Origin of the sequence: Pseudomonas shahriarae, assembly GCF_014268455.2 — a bacterium.
Taxonomy (GTDB): domain Bacteria; phylum Pseudomonadota; class Gammaproteobacteria; order Pseudomonadales; family Pseudomonadaceae; genus Aquipseudomonas; species Aquipseudomonas shahriarae.
In genome coordinates, this window is the sequence record NZ_CP077085.1 from 3,959,085 (window position 1) to 3,984,896 (window position 25,812).

Sequence of the window (25,812 nt, forward strand, 5' to 3'; positions counted from 1 at the left end):
AGCCCTAACAGCAGGAACTTCCTTACGCGACGCTTCAAACAATAACTAAACAATAAAGAAACAACTGACACTTAGTTAAGCCATCACGTACCTCAGCCTTGAAGCATCGCGGTCCCGAACAGGCTGACACCCAGCAGCGCATCTGCCTGAACGTGCAAGCGTACTGGCGCCGTACCGCCCGGCATCACCACGGCCACCTCTCCCGCCTCGACCCAACCCGCCCGCCATGCCGCACAGGCCACTGCGCTGGCACTGGTCCCGGAGGATGCCGTGGGCCCCTCACCGCGCTCGAACACCCGGGCAATCAGCCGATTGGCAGAGTCTCGCGCTGCCCATTGCAGGTTGACCCCGGCCGCACAGGGCCGGCCATCACCTGCGGGAGGAGCGAAGGCAATCGCTTTCAACGGCTCGAACAGATCAGGTTGGTGCATCTGCCGATTGTCCGGCAAGGCCGATACGTGTTCGACCAAGGTCACGCAATGGGGGTTGCCGATACGCACAAATTGGCTGCGGGTCCATTGCGGGTTGATCGCAGCCAGCTCATTCACTGGGCCAGGCTCGGCGCTTTCCGGCCCCATCGCTGCCACTGCCTGCGGCCCGAATGCTGGCTGCCCCAGTGCCAGCCAGAACCCATGGAGCTCCCCATAGACCGCCGGTTCAACCCCGGTCACCAGCGGCGTCACCCCATCAGGTTGATCGTGGTGTACCCGTAGCTCGCAGGCCTGGGTCATCAGCCCCGCGTCCGTCAGGGCCTGGGCAAAGATCGTCAAGCCATTGCCGCTGCGCTCGGCCAGGGAACCGTCGGTATTGACGATCAGCAGGTCATACGGCGGTGCAGCCTGGAACGGCCCGACCAGCAAACCGTCGCAGCGAAAGGCCTTGGCCTCGGCTGGGCGCAGCGACGTCCCCCAGCCACATTCGGACGCTATCGCCAGCCCCGTCCACGCCTGGCGAGTGCTGGCGGCCAGGGCGGCGTTATCGGGCACGGCAAGGCCCCGGCTGCGCAACAGGGCCGGGCTGGCCACACCGTAGATATTGCCGCGAGCGTCGTAGAACAGGGTCATTGTGAGATCACCTCAGCATCCGCCGATGGTCAGCCATGGGAAAAGTGCCTGGCGATTGTGGGCGATCTCAGCGTAGGACACCAACAGCGAGCGCGCCGAGCATGGCAAAAAAACCAGCGCGCCCTACACTCCTGTGTCGCTGGATGGACGTTTTCATCAGGCCGAAGTCCGTGCGCAGTCGAGCAAACGCCGTCCTCATTTTCCTGGAGGATGCACCATGAAGACACTTGCCCCGCAGAGCCCCGTTGAAACGCTTTACCGCGCCGGCCGCAAAACACTCATTGAGCGGGTACCGGATGGCGGCGCACGCCTGGATGCGTTGTTCCATACCGCGCCGGCCCTGGGCGAATTGGCGGTCGGTGTGGTGTACGGCTATCTGCACGAGCGCCCGGGCCTTGATCCGCGCTTGCAGGAAGCAGCGATCTTTGCCGCGATCGTCGCCGCCGGTATGGTCGGCCCGCCGTTGAGCGTGCATTTCAAGACCAGCCTGGCCCAAGGCCTGGCGCCTGGGGAGCTGACTGAACTGCTGCTGGTGGCCTCGGCCTTTACCGGTTTCCCCCGTGCCGTCGCCACCGCCGAGCAGCTCAACCTGCTGTTCACCGCAGCCAACCTGCCCTCGCCGCCACCACCGCCGCCACGGGCCGTGGCAGTAGCGTTTTGCGACAGTGTGCGCCGGGGCCAGCCGTCATTCCCGGTGGACGCCCAGGCTCGAAAGCTGCTGCGCAAACCCCATAAGCTATCGCTGCACGCCACGGCTGCGGATCGGGTGCTGGTGGAGAGTTACATCGGCCAGGAAACCACGCCCCGTGGCACCCTCCTGGTGCGGGTCGCTGGCGCCGACGTAGTGCAAGTCAGGGCATATCTCCCAACCCCCAACTGACCCACGCGCAGAAGTGGCCTGGAAGGTGGTAATCCTGTGCAAGCAGCCTGGGGTTCAACGCTACTCACAGGGATTACGCACCCTCCAGGCCACCTCAAGCAGGCCCGATAACCTCTGTGTGGTGATCAACGGTAAAAGTGTTCCGTGTTGTCAGTAAAAACTTCGCGGTCCGCAAGGGAACCTGGCTCGCTCGATAGGGCCTGATGTGCAAGGATGTCGCGCTGGACATCGTTCGCTGAACGCAAAACCAAGGATATTCATGACTGCCATCACCCCCCAGGCGCCTGTGGTTCCGGGACGCCTGGAACAAATGTCGACCCGTATCGCGTTTTTTATTGCCGGCTTCGGCATCGCGGCCTGGGCACCGTTGGTCCCCTATGCCAAGGCCCGCGCGCAGCTCAACGAAGGCACCCTGGGCCTGTTGCTGTTGTGCCTGGGAGTGGGGTCGATCATTGCCATGCCAATGGCCGGCGCGCTGGCGTCACGCTTCGGCTGCCGCCGGGTGTTGAGCGCCGGGACGCTGCTGCTCTGCGTGGCCTTGCCGATGCTGGCCACGGTCAGCTCGATACCCTTGCTGATGGCCGGATTGTTTCTGTTTGGTGCAGGCCTGGGCACGGTGGACTCCACCGTCAACCTGCAGGCGGTGATTGTTGAGCGGGCCAGTGGCAAAACCATGATGTCGGGCTTCCATGGGCTGTTCAGCCTGGGGGGGATTGTGGGGGCGGCAGGTGTCAGTGCGCTGCTCGGCCTGGGGCTGTCACCGCTTTCGGCCACCCTGGTGGTTATCGTGATTACCCTGGGCGCCTTGCTCAAGGCGGCCCCGCACTTGTTGCCCTACGGCAGCGAAAGCTCCGGCCCGGCCTTCGCCATCCCCCATGGGGTGGTGCTGTTTATCGGCTGCCTGTGTTTTATCGTATTCCTGGCAGAGGGTGCCGTGCTCGATTGGAGCGCGGTGTTTCTCAGTGACGAACGCGGCCTCGACGAAGCCTACGCGGGCCTGGGTTATGCGGCGTTTGCCTTGACCATGACCCTCGGCCGCCTGACCGGCGATGCCATTGTGCGCCGCCTGGGTGCCAAACGGGTGATCGTGATCGGTGGTTTGCTGGCCACCGCCGGCATGCTGCTGGCCACCCTGCTCCCGGCATGGGAAACCGCCCTGCTGGGTTATGCCCTGGTCGGTGCCGGCTGTTCGAATATCGTGCCGGTGCTGTACACCGCGGTGGGCAAGCAAACGGTCATGCCGGAGCACATTGCGGTGCCCGCCATTACCACCCTGGGATATGCCGGTATTCTCGCAGGCCCCGCGCTGATTGGTTTTATCGCCCACGGCAGCAGCCTGAGCGTGGCCTTTGTGTTGATCGCCGTGCTGCTGTTGGCGGTGGCGATCAGCGGCAAAATACTGCGGGTGTAAGGCCCCCAGGCGCTACAGGTCTCTAGTGTTTTCAAGCCAGCCGTCAAGGTCTTTGTTGCTCAGCCATCCCTTCTGGTAATGACTACCGTAAATACGTCGCCAGCCAGAATGGATGCGTTCCAGGGAACTCAAAAGCCTGGGACGGTCCACCAAGTTTTTTGACATATACACCAGTTGTTCGCTGTACATTTTTTTCGGTAACCCCGTGGCAGGGTCTCGGATAACGGCACCGTTCTGGTCCGTTTCATCCGGATCCTTACTGATTGACACAAGCCGTTCGATCTGGACGTAGCCGACACTCTCAAAAAAGCCCGTGCGGTCCCGGGATCTGTCACGCAGTTCATCAAAAGCGGCCCTGAACGCCAGCACCAACTCGACATTGGTCTTGGCGTGAAAAGGATCCGGACTGAAGGCATTGGGGTCGCTGTTGCCAAACACACCCTGTACCGCCCGCTCCAGACTTTGCCGCGTTATAAACCCCTCTTCGTCAAGGATCGCTTCGATCAACCGCGGGCGCTGGACCAGTGCCCTGGCCAGCAGAATGGCGTTGTTGAGCGCCGGTGTGTCAGTCATTTTTGCACTGGCAATTCGCCGCAGCGACGACAGTTTCAGTCCTTCATTTTTCATGAAAATTTTCCAGCACGGAAAAATGGTCACCCAGCGCCTTGACTAACTGGCGGTCCGGCAATTGGGTGTAGGGGTTCACATTGGGGGTACGCGTCGAGGGCGCGTTTCTCAGCTCCTGATGATGCAGCATGACCTCATCGGGCGTGGCCCACCGCAACGGGCGGCGGAATCCCGAAGAGCGGATAGTGCTGGGCAAAGGTTGATTATCGGCCTGCCAGCCACGCGGCGTGGTCTCGCTTGAAGCAGCATGAGCTTTCTGTTGTGCGTCATCCGGTATCGCTTCATGGCGGCTCGTAACATCGGGCCGCAGGAGAGGTACCCCACCGTCAATTGCCATGTTCATATCCACCTTTTCTAGATCCATACTCAGACCGGCTGCCACCACCGTCAGTGCAAGGGTGGGTTTCCAGCAAGCGCAAAGTATGTGGCCAACCACCGGCAATGGTTCCGGGGCACCCGATCAATTTCGATGTCTGTATGTAAACAATGGTCAGTCCTGGGCGCGGCCCTCAGTCAGGTTCTCGGGGCGACAATGCTCCTGATCGAGAACCGCCCAGCAAGGCTTTTATGGCATTGATCAACCCGCTCGTCGTACCCGCAGGCGTCTGCATGGTGGTGGTTGGGACGGCAGTGGCGCGGTAGGACTGCATGCCTTTGGCGAAGTCATCCGCCGCCGGGGCCTTGAAGGTGTACTGGCCGGAAAAATTCCTTACCCGTTGGGCTTCGGTGCCTTCCCCTCCCGGCACAGCCTGATTCTGGGCATCGAAAAGTTGTCTCTGCGTCGTGTTTTCGCAAGGTGGAGCAAGAAGGGATTGCGGCAGGCCGGGAGTTTGAGTTCCAAACGACGTTGAAGTCATGTCAACACCCTCTCTTTGAGTGAAACTGCCGGCGTCATAAAGGCCGTCAGATACACGTTATGTGGCAAACCGCTGAAAACAGTTCCTGATCAGCGAAGTGGCAGGCGATAAGTGGACACGTGCAGCCCCAGCCAGAGCGGTCATCCGCAAGACTGGCAACCCTGGTCGAACCGGGAAATACCGCGAAAGACTCGCGGCGCTTCCCGGTTGTGTGCTCCCAGTGCAATACCGGCGGTTTAATGGGACAACTTCTTCAACCCACGCTTGCTGATTCTGCCGTCATAGTCGGGGCTAGCAACGTTGTCCATTTGTTGCAGCAAGTTGGAGCGGTTGAAGACCTCCCTCGCCAGGTGGGTGAGTTGGTCCCGATGAGGGTTACCTGTCAACGGGCGCTGGGCCCTGGCATTGAGATCGGCGACCTTGATGTCTTTGCTCCAGAAACTGCCTTTGAGCTGATTGAAATTCTTCAGCATGTCCTTGGCGAGTTGTTCATCGTCCTTGTACTTCAAGGGGTTATCAGAGCGGATGACGTCATAGATGTTTTGACGGCTGATCTGAGCATCCAGCCCCCCCGTACGACCATCACGGTCAAGCGCTTTGAGCAGGTCCGGACGCTTCATGATTTCCCTGGCCAGCCGGATGTCCTGATTCTTGTGCGGGTACTTTGTCAGGGGTGTTTCAGCCTTTGCTTTCAACCCCTGCGGCGTAATGTAGTCCGGGTTTTTCGGATCGTTGAACGCCTTGAAATTATCCAGAAGTTGCTGGGCCAACTGATCATGGCTGCGCTTTGAATAGATCGGATCGGGTTGCTGCGGGAAGGGCCTTGGCGGCGGGCTCCCAGGGAGCGGGGGCCTGCCCCCCCGGGCGGCATCGGCCTGTACGCCGGCGGCGCCTTGTGCCATCGGCTGCGCAGCCGCAAACACCGGCCCAGATTTGCTCTCTGGCCCGTTGAAACTAGGCCCCTTGGCGGCTGGCCCGGCGGCCGACGCCGCAGCGCCCGTGGTGTTGGCCTCGGCCTCGTGACGCATGGCGTCATTCGGTAGATTGACGACAGGCTGATTGAACGCAGGTACCGACATAATGTTCTCCAGTGCGGCTTGTTGACACGATGTACCTCACCGTCCGAAGCACCCAGGCGATAAATTGATCACCGGATGTCTGTGCACAGTGGGCTAATTGTGTCTGTGGCGGACTGGGGGAGTTCGGTTCCGGAAAGCGACGAAAATCGCCTAAAAAAGGTAGGAAGCCCGCCAACGTCCCCTTCAACCTCGGCTGAAGGATCGTAAGGAGCAAGAGAAAGGCCAAGAGGAAAAGCGCGTGGAAGGGCGTCAGCAGCGACGCCCCCCATCAATAGAAAAATCGTCGCCGGCAGGCGACGATTCCCCGTCAGAACCCCACGCTCGCCTGTACAAAGAAGGTGCGTGGCTCACCCAGGTAAATCCCGGCGTTGTTGTCGCTGGAACGGGTGAAGTGCTGCTGGTCAAACACGTTTTTCACCCCAACACCCAACTTCAGGTTCGACAGTTGCGGGCCGAAGTCATAGCCACTGCGCACATTGACGGAAACATACCCCGGGATATCCCCGTACTGGCCGTCGGCGGTCGGTTCGGTGATATAGGTGTTGGTGGTGCCTGGCGCGCGCTGGCCGGACTGGGCATACGCGTCCAGGTTATGGGTCCAGTGATTGACGGCATAACGCAGCCCCAGGGTCGCCACTTGCCGGGAGTACAACGGCAGGTCACGGCCCTTGAACGCCACATCACCTTCAGCGGTCGCCTTGGTGTAGGTAAAGCCGGCATTGGCACTCAGGCCCTCCAGACGTGGGTCGAGGTCGGCCAGGTCGTAATGGGCCGAAGCTTCGATACCCGTGTGTTTGGTCGCGCCCAGGTTGGTCCAGCCCACGTCATTGCTGACGTATTGCAACTCATCGGAGAAGTCGATGTAAAACAGCGTCACTTCGCCGCCCCAGACGTTGTCGTTGTAGCGGGTGCCGATCTCGTAGGTCTTGGCCTTTTCCGGTTGCAGGCCGTTGGCCGTCTGGTCGCCATTTCCGCCCTGGCCCAGCTGGAAATACTGCAGGCTGCCGAAGGATGTTTCATAGTTGGCGAACAGCTTCCAGGCATCGGACACGTGGTACATCACGCTCAGCGCCGGCAACGGTTCGTTGTTCTTGATCGCGCGGTGCTTCTCCTGGGTGCGGGAACCATTGAGCGCCACCACCGGGCGGTCATGCCATTGGGTGCGAATGCTTTCAAAGCGGATACCGGGGGTAATCGTCCACTTGCCCACGTCGATCTTGTCATCAATATAGAACGCGTTGGCCTCAGTGCCACCGGTGCGGTCCTGGTACACATGGCCGTCACTCTGGCCACCCGGCGTCGGCACGTTGTTGATCAGGTTGAGACTGGTGGCCTGCTCGTGCATGCCTTCTTTCAAGTAGCGATAGCCGATACTGGCTTCCTGGGTGGTCGGGCCCAGCTCGAACACATGGGACACCCGTGGCTCGATGCCGAACGTGTAGTAGGTCCGCGGGTAGGAGCTGAGGGTTTTCAGGTCACGGTTGGCGATGTTGCTGCCCCGGAAACTGTCGGAATAATAGGTCAGCACTTCGGCCTGGGTGCGGTCGTCGATCTGGCGGATGTACTTGAAGGACACATCCTTGCGCCGGCCGCTGAAGTTGTCCCAGTCGCGCACCGACTGGTAAGGGTTGGCGTCGAACTGCTTCTGGGTCAGGCCGCCGGGCATATCGGCGCTGGCGTCGTAGTAATGGAAATTGAGGGTGAAATCGTCTTGATCGGTCGGCGCCCAGTGGGTCTTGAGGATCACATCGTCAATGTCGTTACCGTTGTTGCTGTCGCGATAACCGTTGCCATTGACCCCGGAATACAGGAGCGCCATGCCAATGCCGTTGTCTGCGGTGCCGCCGATAAATGCGTTGTCGACATGTTTCCAGCCGCCATGGGACGAGGTCTGCAGGGTGGTGCCGACCTCACCGGAAAAGGTCTCGGGGATCGCCCGGGTCACGAAGTTGATCACGCCGCCGACGTTCTGTGGGCCATACCGCACGGAACCGGCGCCGCGTACCACGTCGATGCTCTCCAGGTTACCGGCGGAAATCGGTGCCATCGACAACTGGGGCTGGCCATAGGGTGCGAACGCCGCAGGAATGCCGTCGATCAACACTGTGGAGCGCGGCGACAAGCGCGATGTCAGGCCGCGTACGCCGACGTTGAGGGAAATATCGCTGCCACCGGTACCGTTGGATTCCTGCACCTGCACCCCAGGCACCCGGCGCAGCACGTCACCGACGTTCATCGCGCCCTGCTCTACCATAGCCTCGCGCCGGATCACGGTACGCGCGCCGGGATGGTTCTGCACCACTTCGGCGTTGGCATCGCCCAGCCAGTCGCCCACCACCTGGATCGAGGTCGCGCCAAGTTCCAGGGGTGAACCGGCTTCACCGGTGCCAGTGGCGAGGGGATGCAATGTCACCGAGCCCGAGTCGATCTGGTAGTCCAGGCCGCTGCCTTGCAGCAACTGGCGCAGGGCCTGCTCCGGCGACAGGTTGCCATCGACGGCCGGGGCTTGTTTGCCGGCCACCATCTGCGGGCTGAAAAACACTTGCAGTGAGGTTTGCTGGCCCAATTGGCTCAGTGCCGCCCCCAGTGGCTGGGCCTTGATGTGGATGGCATCGTCGGCATAGGCCGCAGTACTGATCGCCAGGGCCAGGGCCAATGGCGCCCAGCGGGCAGTTTTATTGTTGTTCGCAGCGAGTTTTGTCACGTCGTAATCCCAAGAAAGCGCGGCTGTTAATGCAAACCAGTTGCAGTTGGACAAGAAGACGAAGAACTCGGAAAAAACCTGAACCTAGCGTGAAATTATTTCCTGGCTACCGTCGGGCAGCGTGCGCAGAGCCACCGGCAGAATGTGCGGCAGGGCCTTGAGCAAGGCATCGGTGTCATCGGATTTGAACACGCTGGTCAGGCGCAACTCGCTGGCGGCAGCGCTGACCCGCAAGGGTTTTTCGCGGTAGCGCGAGACTTCCCGGGCCACCTCGGCCAGGCTGGCATCGTTGAACACCAGCTTGCCGGTCTGCCAGGCCAGCAGTGCCTGGGCGTTGACCGGGCGGGCCGCCGCGACCGCGCCCTGAAGGTCGATCGAGGTACCGAGGCCGGCGGTCAGGGTGACCGCTGGCTGGGCAGCCTGCCCTTGCACCTTGACCGTTCCGGCCTCGACCACCACGCGGGTCTGGTCATCGTCGCGGCGCACGTCAAACCGGGTCCCGGTGACCGTCACCTGCCCTGCCCCGGCCTGCACCACAAAAGGCCGGTGGGTGTCGTGCTCAACGCTGAACAGCGCTTCACCCTGCTTGAGTTCGATCCCACGCCGGCCCTTTTCGTAATGCACCGCCACCACGCTACGGCTGTTGAGGTCCATCAGCGAGCCATCCGGCAGCGCCACCTGTCGACGCTCGCCCAACCCGGTGCTGAATTCCGCATCATAGCCGCCCGGGTGGTCCAGGCCACTGAACAACCCAAGGCCGACGGCCACCGCCAACACGCTGGCCGCCATGGCATAGCCCACGGCCCCGCGACGCTTGCGCGGCACAGGCGTATCGAGCAGGGCCTGCAAACGCACCTTGGGCAGCAGGTCGGCGGCGCTCCACAGCCCCTGCAGCACCTCGAACTCATACTGGTGCGCGGGATGCTCCCTACACCAACTGTCAAAAAGACCCTGGTCCTCAACGCTCAGGGGCGGGTCCTGCAGACGCACAAACCACTGCGCCGCCTCGTCGCGCACCGTTGCGCTGCCACAGGCACACTCGCGGGTATCCATCATGGAAGGTCCTGTTTCAAAGCGGGCATTGGTCATGGGGCCAGCGCATCCAGGCGCTCGCGCAGATGCCGCAGGGTGCGGATCATATACTTTTCCACCATGTTTTTAGAAAGCCCCAGGCGCTCGGCGATTTCCTGTTGGGTCATGCCTTCGATTTTTTGCCAGATGAAAATCCTGCGGCAATTGAGGGGCAATTCGGCCAGGGCCCGCTCGATGGAGTCCGCCAACTGGACGGCGTGCATGAAATGCTCCGGGTCGCCACTGTGCGGCGCACTCTGGTCAAGGCCTTGCAGTTCCAGTGCTTCGCGCCGGTCTGCACGCCGATAGGCATCCACCGCGATATTGCGCGCCGTCTGGTGCAAATAGGCACGCGGCTGCTCGACCCGCGCCGACTTGGACTCCAATACCCGCACAAACGTATCGTGGGCCAGGTCCTCGGCCTGCTGGCGATTGCGCAAGCGACGCGTCCAGGTCCCGACCAACTCTTCGTAGTACGCGAAAAAGCCTGGTCTGCGGGGCGGCTGGGGAGTCATCGACGGTGCACTGGGTAGGCGGGGCGTGAATAGTAATGCTTCCTATTAACGAGAGCAATTACTGACCGTCGCCCTGGCTGCGATTGCCGCCAACGCCGATCAGTTATGGTGAGAATCCAACAAACACCGGTAAACCCGGTGGGAGCTGTCGAGCCCCTGCGAGGCTGCGATGGCGTCGGCACTGCTTACATTGATGTTGGCTGATCCACCGCTATCGCAGCCTCGCAGGGGCTCGACAGCTCCCACCTTTGATTTTCACGAACGTTGACATTGCGCTCACTTAACTAACCGTTGATGCATCCACGTTGCGACGGTTACATCATCAAGGTAGCCCGCAATACCATGCCGATTGGCCATATGGTTACTCACGCCCTTGAAGTTCTCGATACCGGGTGTGATGTTCCAGCGGGTAGAGTCCAGTGGATACAACGCCACCGCATCGCCCGGATCATAGGCATTGAACCACTGCTGCACACCCGCAGGCATCGACAATGCAGGGGGGGTGAGCATTTCGCGCACGGTGTTCAGGCCCAGGGGCGAGCCCACCGTCACCAACCCCAGCACATTGGCGCGACGCCCAAGCTCCTGCAATGCCCGGTACGCAACAATCGACCCCAAGGAGTGTGCCACCACCACACAAGGCTCATCTGCAATGGCAGCCTTTACGATGGCGGTAATGCGATCCGACACGGCGGGGTAAGTCAGATAGAGATAGACATCGCGCGTGAACCGATCAAGAGCGGCTTCACCCAGGGCGGTACGCTGATCCACTGCACGTAACAGCGCCTGGACCCAGGGTGAACTGCCAAGGCCCTTCTCGGTGCTGTGCTCATCGAGAAACGCCTGGATCTGCGCGTCGGTCATGCCATTGGCGGTCGCGATGTCCTGCAAAAATCTGCCACGAAAATCATCCTGCGCCTGTTCATCGCCCCGCAGGCGCACCCCACGCGCCAGCGGGGTGCTGAGGGCGCGCGTCAGTTCATCCAGTTCATCGGCGTAAAACGCCATCGTCACAGACAGCCCTTCGGGGCGTGGAAGACCTGCCTCCCCCCAGCCGATATACAGCGAGTCCAGCCACAATTTTTCCAGGGTTTCCCGGGTGCTTCCCTGTTGGTCACGCCCGTGGATAAATACCAGCTTCACAGAAAATACCCCGAAAAATGTCGTTCCAGTATCGCCGAGCCCTTCTTGGAAAAGGTCGTCCACAGTGAAGGTTCAAGATGGCGTCCGGCCTCCAGGAGGAAAGAGGGCATCAATTGCTTCATCTCCCCCAGCAATGACCACCCCTGCGACAGCATTGGCACGCCGGGCAGGTAGTCCAAGATAACCTGCTCCCTCCGGCCGCCCGCCATGGCGAGCATGGCCACATCAAAAGGAATCAGCTGACGGTCGGCCTGCATAAAGCGGTAAATACTCCTGATGCCGTTCAAATCTCCCGCCTGGTGGTAGGCATAGGCCGCATAAATGCCCAAGGTCGGGTCCATGCGTTTGAGCAGGCGCAGATATCGGGCAGAGTCCCAAGCCAGCGTTGCCTGGGGCAAACGAAAGCTGCCCTGGCGCGCGGCTACGGCCACATAGGCGCGACGCATCTCCAGTTCCTCTCCCAGATATTCATAGTCGTTATGGGGGTCTCGCATGGCCGACGGGGTGTAGTTGATCGTGACGATGCGGCCGCCCTCAACAATCAATGTGCCAACAAAACCGGGCATGGCGGCCACCAAAGTGCTCGTACCGTTCTTAAAGCGCAGGTACAACGTGCGCGCCGCCTCGCCACGGATCTCAATGCTCGGCCCATCGATCCCGCGCCATGTCTTCTGGTCCTGCCCAATCTCGCAAATCAGAGCGATCTCGCCGCCAATCACGTGGAACCCTGTCTGCATACCCGTCTCACGGTTATCCATGGCTGCCACAAGGCGCCGCATCTCGGTATTCAATACCCGCTTGGGAAGAGGCTTGCCCCATCTGGGACGCATCAAATGCTCCTGACGCCACTCCAGGCTTCCCCGCGCAGCGGCAGGTTCAGTCAAGTCGGGTGGTGAGTGAGGTCCCTCTGCTGCAGCCCCCCCGGCACCATGCTCAATCGTGGCCAGAAACTTGGGCAACGCCGACTCCACCCGCGACTCCGGCCGTTGGGAAAGAGCGATGGAAACTCTTTGCGCTGCTTGGGGAATGGCGTGTGCCAGATGCTGTTTGAGTGGACGCGAAGCAACCACTTGCTGCGGCGCACCGCCCTCGGTCATCACAGTTTCGATAACCGTTTGAACGTCGCCGCGCAAAGCAGTGAGCATGCATTCGGTCAACAGCCCACAGTGACGCTCATTGGCATCATCCGCCGGTACCTCCAGCGCGGGGTCACCAGGCAACGCTGCATAAAACACATCCACTTCCGGGGGCGTGTTGTTAGAGCGATAAGCAGGAAATATCCGGTAGCCGTCGACCATGCTCACCTGAAGGGTTCCCGCCAGCGACCGGCATGCATCCGAAATGATCACAACGTGTTCGATACCACACTGACGCGCCAGGCTGATCGAGCCATTGACGTTGATGGCATGGTTGGGATTCCTGCCCACCTCGGACAATAGCCACAACTCACAATCCGGGGCTCTCAATACACCATGGCCGGAAAAGAACACCACCAGTTGAGAGTACGTCCTGCTCTCCACGATCTTACTGATCGCCTCGAATATCTCCTCAGGCCCCACGACCTTGCCGTCAGCATCGGAAAAAACAGTGGTCTCGAAACCTTGCTCCCTACCCCATTCCCCCACCTGCTCAGCCCCAGAGGCCGCGCCACGCAGTGCAGGGAAATGGCCGGCGCGGTCGACGCCGATTGCGATTAATGCTTTTTTCATAGGTCTCTCTCCATGATGACACTATGCCATCCAGCCCCTCGCAGCCTCAACTCACACCAACCGCTTAATCTGCTTATGCCGCCACACCAACCGGTAATACGCCGTCTGCAACCCCAGCATCACCAGGTAAGTCACCGGAAACGCCATCCACACCCCTTCCAGGCCAAAGCGTGCATTGAGCAGGTACGCCACCGGCAGTTCCACGCCCAGCACGCAGAAGATCGAGATCGCCACCGGCATCAGCACCACGCCACTGGCGCGCATGATGCCGCCAATCACTGCCTGGAAGCCGAACACCAGAATGCTCCAGAGCATGATGTGCAGCAGGTGTTCGGCCTGGACCCGCGCCTGATCATCGGTGATGAACAGGCCCAGTAGCCAGTGGGACAAGGCGTAGCCCAGCACGATCAGGCCTCCGGTCAGGCACAGGTTGATCGCAAGCCCGGTGCGCAGGATCGGCCCGATGCGTTCCAGGCGCCCGGCGCCAATGGCCTGGGCGCCGAGGATCGAGGCGGTGATGGCGATCGACAGCGCCGGGAACTGCACATAGTTGACGATCTGCGTCACCGCGCCATACGCCGCCGTGGCCTGGGAGCCGTGGCCGTTGACCAGCGCCAGGATCACCAGCTCCGACAACGACAGCACCACCATCTGCAAGCCGGTGGGCAGGCCGATGCGCAGGACTTTGCCGAGGATCGCCCGGTCCAGGCGCAAGGCCGCCAGTAATGCGCGGTCCGGCGCCATCACATGGTTTTTATGGCGCAGGCGCAGCACCAGAAACAGCATGGCCACGGCGTTGGCCACCAGGCCGGCATAGGCCGCGCTCTGGATGCCCATGGGCGCCAGCCCCAGCCAGCCGCGGATCAGGGCCGGGGTCAGCACCAGGCCGACCACCGTTGAAACCATCAGCGCCAGCAACGGCGACACCGTATCGCTCACGCCTCGCAGCAATTGGGTGTAGAGGATGAACACCAGCAGCAACGGCATGATCAGCATCATCACCTGGGCATAGCCGACGGCGTCGTCCAGCACATCCAGCGGCGTGCCCAGCGCGTGCATGGCCGGGCGGGCGAACAGGCTGCCGAGCACGGCGGCGAGAACTCCGATCAACGCCCCCAGGGTCAGGGTCGCGCCGGTGATGACCTTGACCAGTGCGGTTTCCCCCGCGCCCCAGGCCTGGCCGATCAGCACCGAGGCGCCCGCCCCCAGGCCAATCACCAGGGCGATAAAAAAGAACACGATGGGAAACATCCCCGACACCGCCGCCAGCGCCTGGGTGCCGAGCATCTGCCCGACATAAATGCCATTGAGGGTGCCGGAAAAACTCTGGAGGAAGTTGGACAGCACCATCGGCGCAAGAAAGAACAGGTACACCTGCCACAACGGGCGTTGCAAAGGGTTCTGCATGAAAAGCGGGGCCTCGGAATGACACAGCGACCGAGGGGTTATAGCGTATTGGATCCGATCATGCAGTGTTTTAAACCGCTACCCACCTATCCCAGCATTTCCCGAAGCCGGTACCACACCATGCCCAGCGCCAGTAACGGCGAGCGTAAAGCCTTGCCGCCGGGAAAGGTCATGTGCGGCACCCGGCTGAAGGTGTCCAGACCCTGGCTGACACCTGCGTGGATCCCCTCGGCCAGCAGCCGTGCGCACCAGTGCGTGACGTTAAGCCCATGCCCGGAATAGCCCTGGGCGTAAAACACGTTGGGGTACTGCTGCAACCGCCCGACCTGGGGAAAGCGATTGGCGGTAATCCCGATCTTGCCGCCCCATTGGAAGTCGATGGCGGTGTTGGCCAGTTGCGGGAATACCTTGAGCATCTTCGGCCGCATGTACGCGGCGATATCGACCGGGTCACGTCCCGAATAATGACAGGCGCCACCGAACAACAGCCGACGGTCGGCGGAAAGCCGGTAGTAATCCAGGCCGACTTTCTGGTCGCACAGCGCCAGGTTCTGCGGGATCAGCTCGCCGGCGAGCGCAGCCGGTAACGGTTCGGTGGCGATGATATAGCTGCCGGCCGGCAGCACCTTGCCGCTCAGGCGCGGCTCCAGTTCGTCGAGGTGCGCATTGCACGCCAACACCAGGCTACCAGCCCGCACGCTGCCGCCGGCGCAGCGCACCTGCACGGTGTCGCCATGGATCAATTGCAGCACCGCGCTGTGCTCGAAAATCCGCACACCCAGCGCCTCGGCCACACAGGCCTCGCCCAACACCAGGTTCAGCGGATGCAAGTGGCCCGAGCCCATGTCCACCAGGCCCCCGGCGTACAGTTGAGAGCCGACCACCTGCGCCATATCCTGCGCCGCCACCAGGCGGGTTTCAGGCAGGTAACCCAGGGCCGCGAGGCTTTCCTGCTCCCCCTTGAACGCAGCAAATTGCGCCGGTGTATTGGCCAACTCGCAAAAGCCCCAGCGCAGGTCGCAGTCGATCCCATGCTCCCGGATGCGCTCACCGACCAACGCTACCGAGTCGATCCCGGCCCGTTGCAGGTAACGCACGCCCTCCTCGCCCACATGCCGGGCAAAACCCGAGACGTCATGGCCGATCCCCCGGATCAACTGCCCGCCATTGCGCCCGCTGGCGCCCCAGCCGATGCGCCGGGCTTCCAGGAGGATCACCGACAGGCCGCGCTGGGCCAGTTCAATCGCGGTGTTGACGCCGGTAAAGCCGCCGCCGATCACACACACATCGGCGCTCAGGTCCTCGGCCAGCGCCGCGCGCTGGGGCATGGCATTGGCCGACGCCAGGTAATAGGAACGGGCATGGTCTTGGGACTGATTCATCGGTTGGACTTCACTTTGCTCCAGGCCCGGGTCATCACACGCATGATGGCCGGGCTGGGGGTGGTGGAAATGTACAGTTTGTCGAGCACGTCCTGGGGCGGGTACACCTCGGGGTTATTCACCAGTTCCGGCGCCATGAAAGTCTTCGCCGCCAGGTTGGGGTTGGCGTAGCCGACATAGGTGCTGATCTTGGCGATGACTTCGGGGTCCAGCAGGTCGTTGATAAACGCGTGGGCCTGTTTCGGGTTGGTGGCGTCTGCGGGAATCGCCAGCAAGTCGAACCACAGGTTGCTGCCCTCCTTGGGAATTGCATAGGCGATGTTCACGCCATTCTTGGCTTCCTTGGCGCGGTTGGCGGCCTGGAACACATCGCCGGAGTAACCGAAGGCCACGCAGATATCGCCGTTGGCCAGGTCCGAGATGTATTTGGAGGAATGGAAATAGGTGATGTACGGGCGCAGGGTCAGCAGCTTGGCCTCGGCCTTGGCATAATCGCCGGCCGTCTCGCTGCGCGGGTCCATGCCCATATAGTTGAGGATCGCCGGGAATGCTTCATCTGCCGAATCGAGGAACGCCACCCCGCATTGCTGCAGTTTCTTCAGGTTCTCGGGCTCGAACATCACCGCCCACGAATCAATGTGGTCGATGCCCAGCACTTGCTTGACCTTGTCGACGTTATAGCCGATGCCATTGGTGCCCCACAGGTAGGGCACCGCATGGGCATTGCCAGGGTCGTTCTGCTCCAGCAGCTTGAGCAACTTGGGGTCCAGGTTCGGGTAGTTGGGCAGTTGCGCGCGGTCCAATTCAAGGAACGCCCCGGCCTTTACCTGGCGCCCCAGGAAGTGATTGGACGGTACCACCACGTCATACCCGGTACGCCCCGCCAGCAGCTTGCCCTCCAGGGTTTCATTGGAGTCGAACACGTCGTAGACCACCTTGATTCCCGTCTTGGCCTGGAAGTCGGCCAGGGTGGTCTCGCCGATGTAATCAGTCCAGTTGTAGACACTGACCGTCGGCGCGGCATGGCTGGCGCTGCTGAACACTGCGGCGAGGGCCAGTGGGAGGAGCTGTTTGACGAGACGCATATCGACACCTTTTTTTATGGTTGATGGTGGAGTCAGACACTCAGCAACAGGAACTCACGCTCCCAGGAGCTGATCACCCGCTTGAAATTCTCATGCTCTGCGCGTTTCACCGCGACATACCCGCGCACGAACTTGTCCCCCAGGTACTGCTTGACCGTGTCGCAGGCCTCCATGCGCGCCAGGGCATCTTCGATGGTGATCGGCAGGCGCAGGTTGCGCCGCTCATAGGCGCGGCCTTCCACCGGGGCGCTCGGTTCGATCTTCTCGATCATCCCCAGGTAGCCGCACAACAGGCTGGCGGCGATGGCCAGGTAGGGGTTGGCATCGGCCCCCGGCAGGCGGTTTTCGACGCGCATTGCCTCGGGGCTGGAGGTCGGCACGCGCAGGCCGACGGTGCGGTTTTCTTCGCCCCACTCCACGTTGACCGGGGCCGAGGTGTCGGGCAGGAAGCGGCGGAACGAGTTGACGTTGGGCGCAAACATCGGCAGCAGCATCGGGATGTATTTCTGCAAGCCGCCAATGTGCTGCAAGAACAGCGGGCTCATCTGCCCGTCGGCGTCGACAAATACCGGCTTGCCGGTGGCGATCTCCACCACGCTCTGGTGCAGGTGCATGGCGCTGCCCGGCTCGTCGGCCACCGGCTTGGCCATAAAGGTCGCGGCCACATTGTGCTTGAGCGCCGCTTCACGCAGGGTGCGCTTGAATACGGTGATCTGGTCGGCCAGGTCGAGGGCGTCGCCGTGGCGGAAGTTGATTTCCATCTGTGCCGGGCCGTCTTCATGGATCAGCGTGTCGAGGTCCAGGCCCTGGGCTTCGCACCAGTCATAGACATCTTCAAACAACGGGTCGAACTCGTTGGCCGCGTCGATGGAAAACGACTGGCGCCCGGTCTCGGCACGCCCGGACCGGCCCACCGGGGTTTTCAGCGGCAGGTCCGGGTCTTCGCAGCGCTGGGTCAGGTAAAACTCCATTTCCGGCGCGACAATCGGCTGCCAGCCCTGGTCGGTATACAGCTGCAGGACTTTTTTCAACACATTGCGCGGCGACAACTCAATGGGGTTGCCCTGCTTGTCGAAGGTGTCGTGGATCACAATGGCGGTGGGCTCGATGGCCCACGGCACCACGTAGGTGGCGTTGGCCACCGGGCGGCAGATCATGTCGATATCGGCCGGGTCCAGCAGGTCGTAGTAGATATCGTCGTCGACAAAATCCCCGGTTACCGTTTGCAGCAACACACTTTCCGGCAGGCGCATGCCGCGCTCATGCAGGAACTTGTTGGTGGGCGCAATCTTGCCGCGGGCAATGCCCGTCAGGTCGCTGATCACGCATTCGACTTCGGTAATCTTGTGTTCTTTCAGCCAGGTGGACAGCTGATCGAAAGGGGCATTCATAAAGACCTCGGCATGGGTTGGGTGCTGCGCCGACTTGTACTCCCGGCGCATTGAGGTCTATCTTGGGCCAGCCTTACCCAGGCATCTATCCACTTTGCACGACCCACAACGCACCAATAGAGTGCGCACGGATCACCCATGACACAGGCAACAGCTTTGCGCGTACAGGCCTTCACCACCGGTGATGTGGCCGCCCAATGCAGTGCGACACCCGGTTGGGTACAGCAGTACCAGCAGATGTCCCCGGGACATTTTGCCGGGCAGATCCGCTACCTCGACCTGCAGGGAGTGCAGGTGTACGAAGAGTGCATGAACACCCGCGTCGAGCAGCACTTCAACGCGCCGCCAGGCGCCCTGGCGTTCTGTTTCGACGGCAGCGACAACGCGCTGTACGTGCTCAATGGCGAAAGCCGCAACACCTGGATCACCCCGGAAAACTACCGGGAAGTGGCCGTGGTGTTCGGCCCGCAGTTCGTGCAACGCCATGGCCTGGATGTGGCCAGGCTCGAAGGCCTGTTCATGGCGCCGTTGACCTGCCAACAGAACGCGCTGTTCAGCCGCTGGCTCAGTGGCACCCTGACGCGCTTGTCCAGTGAGATCGACCCGATCAGCCGCGACGCCCTCACCCGGCAACTGCTCGACGATTGCCTGTTTATCCTCGACAACGCCTGCGTGTGCCTGGATCGCTACTCATTGCAGCGCCGCAGTGAAGAACGCCGGCTGATGGCGCGCATCGGCGCGTGGGCGGCGGATGCGCCGGATGAGACCGTCAACCTGCTGCAACTGGCGCAGATTGCCGGCGTGCCGTTGCGCCAGTTGCAACAGGGCTTCAAGACCTACACCGGGATGAGCCCGGCGCAGTGGTTGCGCCTGCGCCGGTTGAACGGCGCACGGCGCGAGTTGTTGAGCTCAACCGAGACCACGGTGGCCGAGGTGGCGATGAATTGGTCGTTCTGGCATCTGGGGCGGTTTTCCAATAGCTACCGCGCGTTGTTCAAAGAACTGCCCAGCGAAACCCTCAAGCGTCATGGTTGATACACGGTCAACCCTGTGGGAGCGGGCTTGCTCGCGAAAGCGGTGTGTCAGGCAATGAATGTCTGACTGACCCACCGTATTCGCGAGCAAGCCCGCTCCCACATTTGATTGCTATCAGGCTTGAGATTTGAGGAAGAGACTCAGCAACTTATTCACTTGCTCCGCCGCCTCCAACTGCACCATATGTCCCTGCCCCGGCAAGACCTCCACCTGGGCCTGCAACCCCTGGGCATGCCGTACCGGGATAATGGCGTCGTCACTGCCCCAGATCACCAGGCTCGGCTGCTGCCCCACCACCGAACGCAGGTCAAGCATCTGTCGCCCGCCGTCGAACAGCTTGGCATTGAGTTGACGCAACGCCTGATCAACCCCCTCCAGGCGCTTGAACTTGAGCATGTCCTCCAGCATCTGCCGCGTGACCAGCGCCGGGTCGCTGAACAGTTGCACCAGCTGCGGCTTGAGCGCGTTGCGGTTATTGGCCTCGGTGAATCCCTGCAGGTAATCACCGTTGATATCCGCCCCCAGGCCGGCGCTGGCGATCAATACCAGGGAGGCGACCCGCTGCGGTGCCTGACGCGCCACCGTCAGCGAAACCAATCCGCCCATGGAGTGCCCGGCCAGGTGCACCCGGTCGAGCTTGAGGTGATCGAGCAAGGCCAGCACCGCCTGGCTCAATTCCTCAGCATCGCCACTGTGCAAGTGCTTGCCCGACTCGCCATGCCCCGGCAAGTCGAGGGCGATCACTCGGCGCTCGGCGGCCAGGGCCGGATGGTTGAACAGCCAGTTGTTCAAGTCGCCGCCAAACCCGTGGATCAGCACCAGCGGTAGGCCGCCCTCGCCAAGGTCGAGGTAGCGCAGCAGGCGCCCGCCCAGCTCGACTTTCTGCGCACTCGGCCCCGACGCCTGCGCCTCGGCGCTGCTGGAGACAAAGCCGGCATTGAAGCTGTCGATCACGCCGTCGATTTCTGCCTCGGTGGCTTCACCCTCCACCACAATCCCCAGTAATGCACCCACCGGTAAGGTCTCATCGCTCTGCGCCAGCACTCGGCGTAACACCCCACTGAACGGCGCCTCGACACTGCTGGAGATCTTGTCGGTCTCCACGTCGAGCACTTCCTCGCCCTTCTCTACCCGGTCGCCCGGCTGCTTGAGCCAGACATCGACCCGGCCTTCAGTCATCGACAGCCCCCACTTGGGCATGGTCAAGGTATGGATCATGCCGCAGTCCTCTTGTCAGCGATCTTGCGCACCGCGGCCTCGATCTTCGCCGCGTCGGGGATGTACAGGTCCTCCAGGGCATCGGAAAACGGCACCGGCGTATGCGGCGCGGTGACCATCTCAATCGGCGCACGCAGGAAGGAAAACCCACGCTGGGCCACCAGGGCGCTGATATCCGTGGCAATCGAGCAGCGTGGGTTGGACTCGTCGATCACCACCAGGCGCCCGGTTTTTTCCACGCTTTCAAGGATGCTGTCTTCATCCAGCGGGCTGGTGGTGCGCAGGTCCAGCACTTCGCAGTCGATACCCTGGCGCGCCAGGTTGGCCGCAGCTTCCAGGGCCACATGCACCATGCGCCCGTAGGTCACCAGGGTCACGTCGTTGCCTTCGCGCACAAAGTTGGCCTCGCCAAAGGGCACGGTATACAGCTCCTCCGGTACTTCGCCTTGCAGGCTATAGAGCATCTTGTGCTCAAGGAAAATCACCGGGTCGTTGTCGCGGATCGCCTGGATCAGCATGCCCTTGGCGTCATAGGGCGTGGCCGGGCACACCACCTTCAGGCCGGGGATGTGCGTCCACATCGAGGTGAGCATCTGCGAATGCTGGGCCGCAGCGCGCAGGCCGGCGCCGTACATGGCGCGCACCACCAGGGGCGTGGTGGTCTTGCCACCGAACATGTAGCGAAACTTGGCGGCCTGGTTGAGCAACTGGTCGAGGCAGCAGCCAATAAAGTCGACGAACATCAACTCGCACACCGGGCGCATGCCCCGGGTGGCGGCGCCGACGGCCATGCCCACGTAACCGACTTCGGACAGCGGCGCATCCAGCACGCGGTCAGGGAACTCCGGGTACAGGCCCTTGGTGACGCCCAGCACGCCGCCCCAGGCATCCTGCTCGCCAGGGGCCCCGGTGCCGCCGGACACATCCTGGCCGATGATAAAGACGCTCTGGTCGCGGCGCATTTCCTGGGCCAGGGCTTCGTTGATTGCCTGCTGATAACTGATTTTACGAGCCATGAAATTCTCTCCGGGTCTTGTTGTTATGAGCGGTAGGCGACGTAGACATCGCTGAGCAGGTCGGCGGCCTGGGGCTTGGGATCGGACTTGGCCAGGCGCACGGCGTCGTCGATCAACTGCGCGACTTCGGCGTCGATGCGCTCGAACTGCGCCGCCTGCAACCAGCCTTCGGCACTGCAGCGCTGGCGAAACAGCGCCAGGCAATCCTGGGTTTCGCGCAGGTTTTTCACTTCATCGCGGCCGCGATAGGTTTGCGCATCGCCCTCAAAGTGGCCGTAGAAGCGGTGCAGCTTGACCTCGACCAGGGTCGGCCCCTCGCCCTGGCGCGCCCGCGCCACCGCCACGCCCAGCGCTGCGTGGACGGCAAAGAAATCATTGCCATCGACAATCACCCCCGGCATGCCAAAACCCACGGCGCGCTCGGCAATGTCCTTGCACGCCACCGACCAGCCGGAACCGGTGGCTTCGGCATAACCATTGTTTTCGGCGACGAACAGGCACGGCAGTTTCATGATCGCGGCCAGGTTCATCGCCTCGAACACCGCGCCCTCGTTGGAACCGCCGTCGCCAAAAAACGCCACGGCCACGCCCTGGCTGCCCTTGAGCTTGGACGCCAGGGCCGCACCGGCCGCCAGCGGCGCACCGGCGCCAACAATGCCGTTGGCGCCGAGCATGCCCTTCTCCTGGTCGGCAATGTGCATGGAGCCCCCCTTGCCACCGCATACCCCGGTTTTCTTGCCGTAGATCTCGGCCATCATGCCGAACACATCCACGCCCTTGGCGATGCAATGGCCGTGGCCACGGTGGTTGGAGGCGATGCAATCTTCATCGTTGAGGTGGGCCATGACCCCGGCGGCGCAGGCCTCCTGGCCGGCATACAGGTGCACGAACCCGGGGATCTCGCCGGTGGCGAATTCCACATGCAGGCGTTCTTCGAAATCACGGATGGTGCGCATCACGGTGTAGGCATGCAGCAGTTGATCGGTGGACAGGTGAGTGGACATCTTGTTGTTCTCCAGGTTGTCTCGACACACAAAAGGCTGGCTGTGGCCAGCTGCAACCTGTTCAGCACAGCCTGTGCCAAGGCCCGCTAAAACCTGGCAAAGCGTTGACCCAGAGCAGTGCCGTGCGGTTGTGCCGGTGCGGCATGCCACCGCACAATGAGACGGCGCATTGCAGCGTGCAGGTTGCGTCTCAGGCAGGATGAGACGCTGCGTCTCAAGGCGGGCAGTTGGTCAGGCCGCCCTTGTCCCCCTGCGCCCCTGGGCGCTTAATGGCGGGCATAACAACAAAGATCGAGAACCGGAGGCCTTATGCTCGCCGCGAACTCCAGAGAGCACGTCGACTGCGTCAGTCGTGTGGTCCGCAATGCCGAGCGCCTGCCCCAGGCGCCGGTGCCGTCGCTGATTTTCGATTCATGGCGCCGCTCCATGGAGCAGCACCACCTCGATCCCGGCTCGCTGCAGGGGCCACGGATCCTCACCGAGCCGCTGCTCAAGGAATGCCGCGAACGTGCCGAACTGTTCATGCGCATTGCCAGCGAGCAAGTCAGCCAGTTGCACCACCGCGTGCGCCACGCCGACTACTGCGTGATGCTCACCGATGCCCAGGGCCAGACCATCGACCACCGGGTAGACGCGGCCATCCGCAGCGACTGTCGCAAGGCCGGCCTGTACCTGGGTACCTGCTGGTCGGAAGCCGAAGAAGGCACCTGCGGCGTGGCCACGGTGCTGACCAGCCAGGCGGCGGTGACGGTGCACAAGCGCGATCACTTCCGCGCCGCCTTTATCAACCTGACCTGCTCCGCCGCACCGATCTTCGACCCCCAGGGCAACCTGCTGGGGGTGATGGACGCCTCGGCGCTGCAATCCCCGGATGACCGCCGCAGCCAGCACCTGGTGCGGCAGATGGTGGCGCAGAGCGCCCAGGCCATCGAAAACGCCTTCTTCATGCACAGCGCTGCGCGGCACTGGGTACTGCAGGCCCACAGCACCCCGGGTTATGTCGACAGCCAACCCGACCTGCTGCTGGCCTGGGACCAGGACGGACGCCTGCAAGCCTTGAACAGCAAGGCACGCCAGGCACTGCGCCGGCGTTTTGGCCAGGTGCCGGTGCATATCGGCGAGGTGTTCGACCTCGATGCCCTACGCGCGGTGACCGATCAATCGGTCCAGCAACTGCAGTGGCGCGGCGAAGCCGGGATACTCCATGTGCGACTCAACACGCCGCAACGCCAACCGGCGCGGGTGACGCCCAACCCCCAGGTCGACCACCGGGTGGAAGAACACCTGCGCCTGGCGGTGCGCGTCAAGGACCGCAACCTGCCGGTGCTGGTGCAGGGTGAAACCGGGGCTGGCAAGGAAGTCTTTGCCCGCCAACTGCACGCCCGCAGCGCACGCCGCGACGCACCATTCGTGGCGGTGAACTGTGCGGCGATCCCGGAAAACCTGATCGAAAGCGAGCTGTTCGGCTACGTCGCCGGGGCCTTTACCGGCGCGTCCAGCAAGGGCATGACCGGGCTGTTGCAGCAGGCCCATGGCGGCACGCTGTTCCTCGATGAAATCGGCGATATGCCCCTGGCCCTGCAGACCCGCTTGCTGCGGGTGATGGCCGAAGGTGAAGTGGCGCCGCTGGGTGCGGCGAAAACCCGCGCGGTGGATATTCAGGTGATCTGCGCCAGCCACCGTGACCTGGCGAGCCTGGTCAGTGAGGGGCGTTTCCGTGAAGATCTGTACTTTCGCCTGGGCTGCGCCCGCGTCACCCTGCCGCCCCTGCGCGAGCGCACCGACAAACTGGCCTTGATCAACCGGCTGCTGGAGCAGGAAGCGCGCAGCAGCGGGGTCACGGTCGGCATCGGCCAGGCCGCGCTGGAGCGGCTGCTGGGCTATGCCTGGCCGGGTAATGTGCGGCAACTGCGCCATGTGCTGGCGTATGCCTGTGCGGTGTGTGACGGCGGCACGATCCAGTTGGCGGACTTGCCGCTGGAGGTGCGTGGTGAACGGCTGGAGGTCGAGGTCGAGCAAAGTATGAGCCCGGAGCGGCAGGTGCTGCTGGATGCTTTGGTACGCCATCGCTGGAAGCCATTGCCGGCGGCGCAGGCGCTGGGGATTTCCCGCGCGACCCTGTATCGCCGGGTCAAGCAGTTGGGCATTGATATGCCGGGTAAACACCCCTGACACAATGCAGTCCAAATGTGGGAGCGGGCTTGCTCGCGAAAGCGGTGTATCAGTAACACGTAAGCTACCTGACACACCGCTTTCGCGAGCAAGCCCGCTCCCACATTTTTACCGAGTCGAGTCTGGGGTTTAGCGGTAGACGAGGCCACCGTCGATCAGCGGCGCCTGGCCGGTCATGTAGTCCGAATCCGGGCCGGCCAGGTAGGCCACCAGGCCCGCCACATCCTCCGGTGTTTCTGCACGGCCCAGGGCAATGCCATCCACGTACTTCTTATACGTTGCCCCCACTTGCGCGCCGGTAATCTCGGCCATGCGCTTGTCGATTTCGACCCACATATCGGTGCCCACCACGCCTGGGCAATAGGCATTCACCGTCACCCCGGCGCTTGCCAGTTCCTTGGCCGCTGCCTGGGTCAGGGCACGCACGGCAAACTTGGTCGCCGAGTACACCCCCAGCAGTGCAAAGCCTTCGTGCCCGGCAATCGAGCAGGCATTGATGATCTTGCCCTTCTGTTTGAGCGCCTTGAACTTATTGCCCGCCGCCTGGATGCCCCACAACACGCCCTGTACGTTGATACCCAGAGTGCGTTCGACCTGTTCCGGGGTCACGTCCAGCAGCGAATCAATCTGCGCCACCCCGGCGTTATTGACGATGATGTCAAAGCCACCCAGGGTCTGGTGCGCATGCTCGACCGCCGCGACCACCTGCTCGCGCTTGGACACGTCGGCGGTAAACACCGAGGCCTTGCGCCCGAGTGCCACGACCTCGGCCGCCACGGCTTCGAGCTTGGCGCTATTGATATCGACCAGGGCGATATCCGCCCCGTCCCGCGCCAGGCGCAGGGCGATGGCCCGGCCAATGCCCTGCCCGGCGCCGGTCACCAGTGCAACTTTTCCAGCGATACCCATGATGATCTCCTGCAACGATAAGCGAAGCCTTGTCTATCGCAGGTGCGGGGTCACGCTGTCGAGGCCCGGATGAATTGGCGCAGGGCTTGAGACGCAACGTCTCAAGTAGCCGGGCTGAGGCGAGTACTTGTAA

22 protein-coding genes are annotated in these 25,812 nt (G+C 62.2%); 4 read left to right on the top strand and 18 right to left on the bottom strand.

Translation table 11 applies throughout. The features are described from left to right. Positions 1-92: 92 nt before the first annotated feature. Positions 93-1,064 carry a diaminopimelate epimerase gene (locus HU773_RS17500; protein ID WP_186626000.1) on the bottom strand — a complete coding sequence of 324 codons (972 nt, stop codon included), beginning with the start codon at positions 1,062-1,064 and terminating at the stop codon, positions 93-95. A gap of 217 nt (positions 1,065-1,281) precedes the next feature. Between HU773_RS17500 and HU773_RS17505 the strand changes: the two genes are divergently transcribed. Continuing rightward, positions 1,282-1,944 carry a carboxymuconolactone decarboxylase family protein gene (locus HU773_RS17505; protein WP_186625999.1) on the top strand — a complete coding sequence of 221 codons (663 nt, stop codon included), beginning with the start codon at positions 1,282-1,284 and terminating at the stop codon, positions 1,942-1,944. 259 nt (positions 1,945-2,203) lie between these two features. Next, complete coding sequence (locus HU773_RS17510) at positions 2,204-3,355, top strand: MFS transporter (protein ID WP_057959079.1); 1,152 nt, start codon at positions 2,204-2,206, stop codon at positions 3,353-3,355. 12 nt (positions 3,356-3,367) lie between these two features. Here HU773_RS17510 and HU773_RS17515 read toward each other — a convergent pair whose 3' ends face one another. From HU773_RS17515 to HU773_RS17575, 13 genes are all read right to left on the bottom strand, one after another. Further along, on the bottom strand, positions 3,368-3,982 hold the full coding sequence (locus HU773_RS17515; RefSeq protein WP_169990056.1) for a type III secretion effector protein: 615 nt from the start codon (positions 3,980-3,982) through the stop codon (positions 3,368-3,370). Next, the gene (locus tag HU773_RS17520) at positions 3,972-4,346 is read right to left on the bottom strand and encodes a hypothetical protein (protein WP_152987925.1); all 375 of its coding nucleotides are present in this window, start codon (positions 4,344-4,346) and stop codon (positions 3,972-3,974) included. Before HU773_RS17520 ends, HU773_RS17515 begins: the two co-directional genes overlap by 11 nt. 145 nt (positions 4,347-4,491) lie before the next feature. Next, on the bottom strand, positions 4,492-4,839 hold the full coding sequence (locus HU773_RS17525; protein WP_152987924.1) for a hypothetical protein: 348 nt from the start codon (positions 4,837-4,839) through the stop codon (positions 4,492-4,494). 236 nt (positions 4,840-5,075) lie between these two features. Next, positions 5,076-5,918, bottom strand: a complete 843-nt coding sequence (locus HU773_RS27460) for a hypothetical protein (RefSeq protein WP_225923797.1) — start codon at positions 5,916-5,918, stop codon at positions 5,076-5,078. 307 nt (positions 5,919-6,225) lie between these two features. Beyond that, the gene (locus HU773_RS17535) at positions 6,226-8,622 is read right to left on the bottom strand and encodes a TonB-dependent siderophore receptor (RefSeq protein WP_186625998.1); all 2,397 of its coding nucleotides are present in this window, start codon (positions 8,620-8,622) and stop codon (positions 6,226-6,228) included. Positions 8,623-8,706: 84 nt separating this feature from the next. Further along, a complete protein-coding gene (locus HU773_RS17540) occupies positions 8,707-9,675 on the bottom strand; it encodes a FecR family protein (protein ID WP_186626007.1) in 969 nt (322 codons plus the stop codon). A gap of 32 nt (positions 9,676-9,707) precedes the next feature. Further along, positions 9,708-10,208 (bottom strand): sigma-70 family RNA polymerase sigma factor, encoded by a 501-nt coding sequence (locus HU773_RS17545; RefSeq protein ID WP_057438495.1) that lies wholly within the window; start codon positions 10,206-10,208, stop codon positions 9,708-9,710. 276 nt (positions 10,209-10,484) lie between these two features. Further along, the gene (locus HU773_RS17550; protein ID WP_057959077.1) at positions 10,485-11,351 is read right to left on the bottom strand and encodes a lipase family protein; all 867 of its coding nucleotides are present in this window, start codon (positions 11,349-11,351) and stop codon (positions 10,485-10,487) included. Continuing rightward, a complete protein-coding gene (locus tag HU773_RS17555) occupies positions 11,348-13,060 on the bottom strand; it encodes a caspase family protein (protein WP_186625997.1) in 1,713 nt (570 codons plus the stop codon). The genes HU773_RS17550 and HU773_RS17555 overlap by 4 nt, the downstream gene beginning before the upstream one ends. 51 nt (positions 13,061-13,111) lie before the next feature. After that, positions 13,112-14,467 (bottom strand): MATE family efflux transporter, encoded by a 1,356-nt coding sequence (locus HU773_RS17560; protein ID WP_115128567.1) that lies wholly within the window; start codon positions 14,465-14,467, stop codon positions 13,112-13,114. An 86-nt stretch (positions 14,468-14,553) separates the two neighbouring features. After that, complete coding sequence (locus HU773_RS17565; protein ID WP_186625996.1) at positions 14,554-15,849, bottom strand: NAD(P)/FAD-dependent oxidoreductase; 1,296 nt, start codon at positions 15,847-15,849, stop codon at positions 14,554-14,556. Further along, entirely contained in the window at positions 15,846-16,934 is a 1,089-nt protein-coding gene (locus tag HU773_RS17570; protein WP_186625995.1) for a polyamine ABC transporter substrate-binding protein, read from the bottom strand. The genes HU773_RS17565 and HU773_RS17570 overlap by 4 nt, the downstream gene beginning before the upstream one ends. A 32-nt stretch (positions 16,935-16,966) precedes the next feature. Continuing rightward, entirely contained in the window at positions 16,967-18,325 is a 1,359-nt protein-coding gene (locus HU773_RS17575; RefSeq protein WP_115129415.1) for a glutamine synthetase family protein, read from the bottom strand. A 138-nt stretch (positions 18,326-18,463) separates the two neighbouring features. Between HU773_RS17575 and HU773_RS17580 the strand changes: the two genes are divergently transcribed. Then, complete coding sequence (locus HU773_RS17580) at positions 18,464-19,360, top strand: helix-turn-helix domain-containing protein (RefSeq protein WP_057438493.1); 897 nt, start codon at positions 18,464-18,466, stop codon at positions 19,358-19,360. Between the two features lie 114 nt (positions 19,361-19,474). On the opposite strand, the gene HU773_RS17585 is transcribed toward HU773_RS17580, so the two are convergent. The 3 genes from HU773_RS17585 to HU773_RS17595 are packed head-to-tail and all read right to left on the bottom strand — an operon-like array spanning position 19,475 to position 22,598. Continuing rightward, positions 19,475-20,578 (bottom strand): acetoin dehydrogenase dihydrolipoyllysine-residue acetyltransferase subunit, encoded by a 1,104-nt coding sequence (locus HU773_RS17585; protein WP_057438492.1) that lies wholly within the window; start codon positions 20,576-20,578, stop codon positions 19,475-19,477. Continuing rightward, positions 20,575-21,594, bottom strand: a complete 1,020-nt coding sequence (locus HU773_RS17590; protein ID WP_057438491.1) for an alpha-ketoacid dehydrogenase subunit beta — start codon at positions 21,592-21,594, stop codon at positions 20,575-20,577. Before HU773_RS17590 ends, HU773_RS17585 begins: the two co-directional genes overlap by 4 nt. Before the next feature lie 23 nt (positions 21,595-21,617). After that, positions 21,618-22,598: a thiamine pyrophosphate-dependent dehydrogenase E1 component subunit alpha gene (locus tag HU773_RS17595; protein ID WP_057445001.1), complete on the bottom strand. Its 981-nt coding sequence runs from the start codon at positions 22,596-22,598 to the stop codon at positions 21,618-21,620. Positions 22,599-22,907: 309 nt separating this feature from the next. Between HU773_RS17595 and HU773_RS17600 the strand changes: the two genes are divergently transcribed. Then, positions 22,908-24,770 carry a sigma-54-dependent Fis family transcriptional regulator gene (locus HU773_RS17600; protein ID WP_186625994.1) on the top strand — a complete coding sequence of 621 codons (1,863 nt, stop codon included), beginning with the start codon at positions 22,908-22,910 and terminating at the stop codon, positions 24,768-24,770. 129 nt (positions 24,771-24,899) lie between these two features. On the opposite strand, the gene HU773_RS17605 is transcribed toward HU773_RS17600, so the two are convergent. Beyond that, positions 24,900-25,679, bottom strand: coding sequence for an acetoin reductase (locus tag HU773_RS17605; RefSeq protein WP_057438489.1), 780 nt, complete (start codon positions 25,677-25,679; stop codon positions 24,900-24,902). Positions 25,680-25,812: the final 133 nt, after the last annotated feature.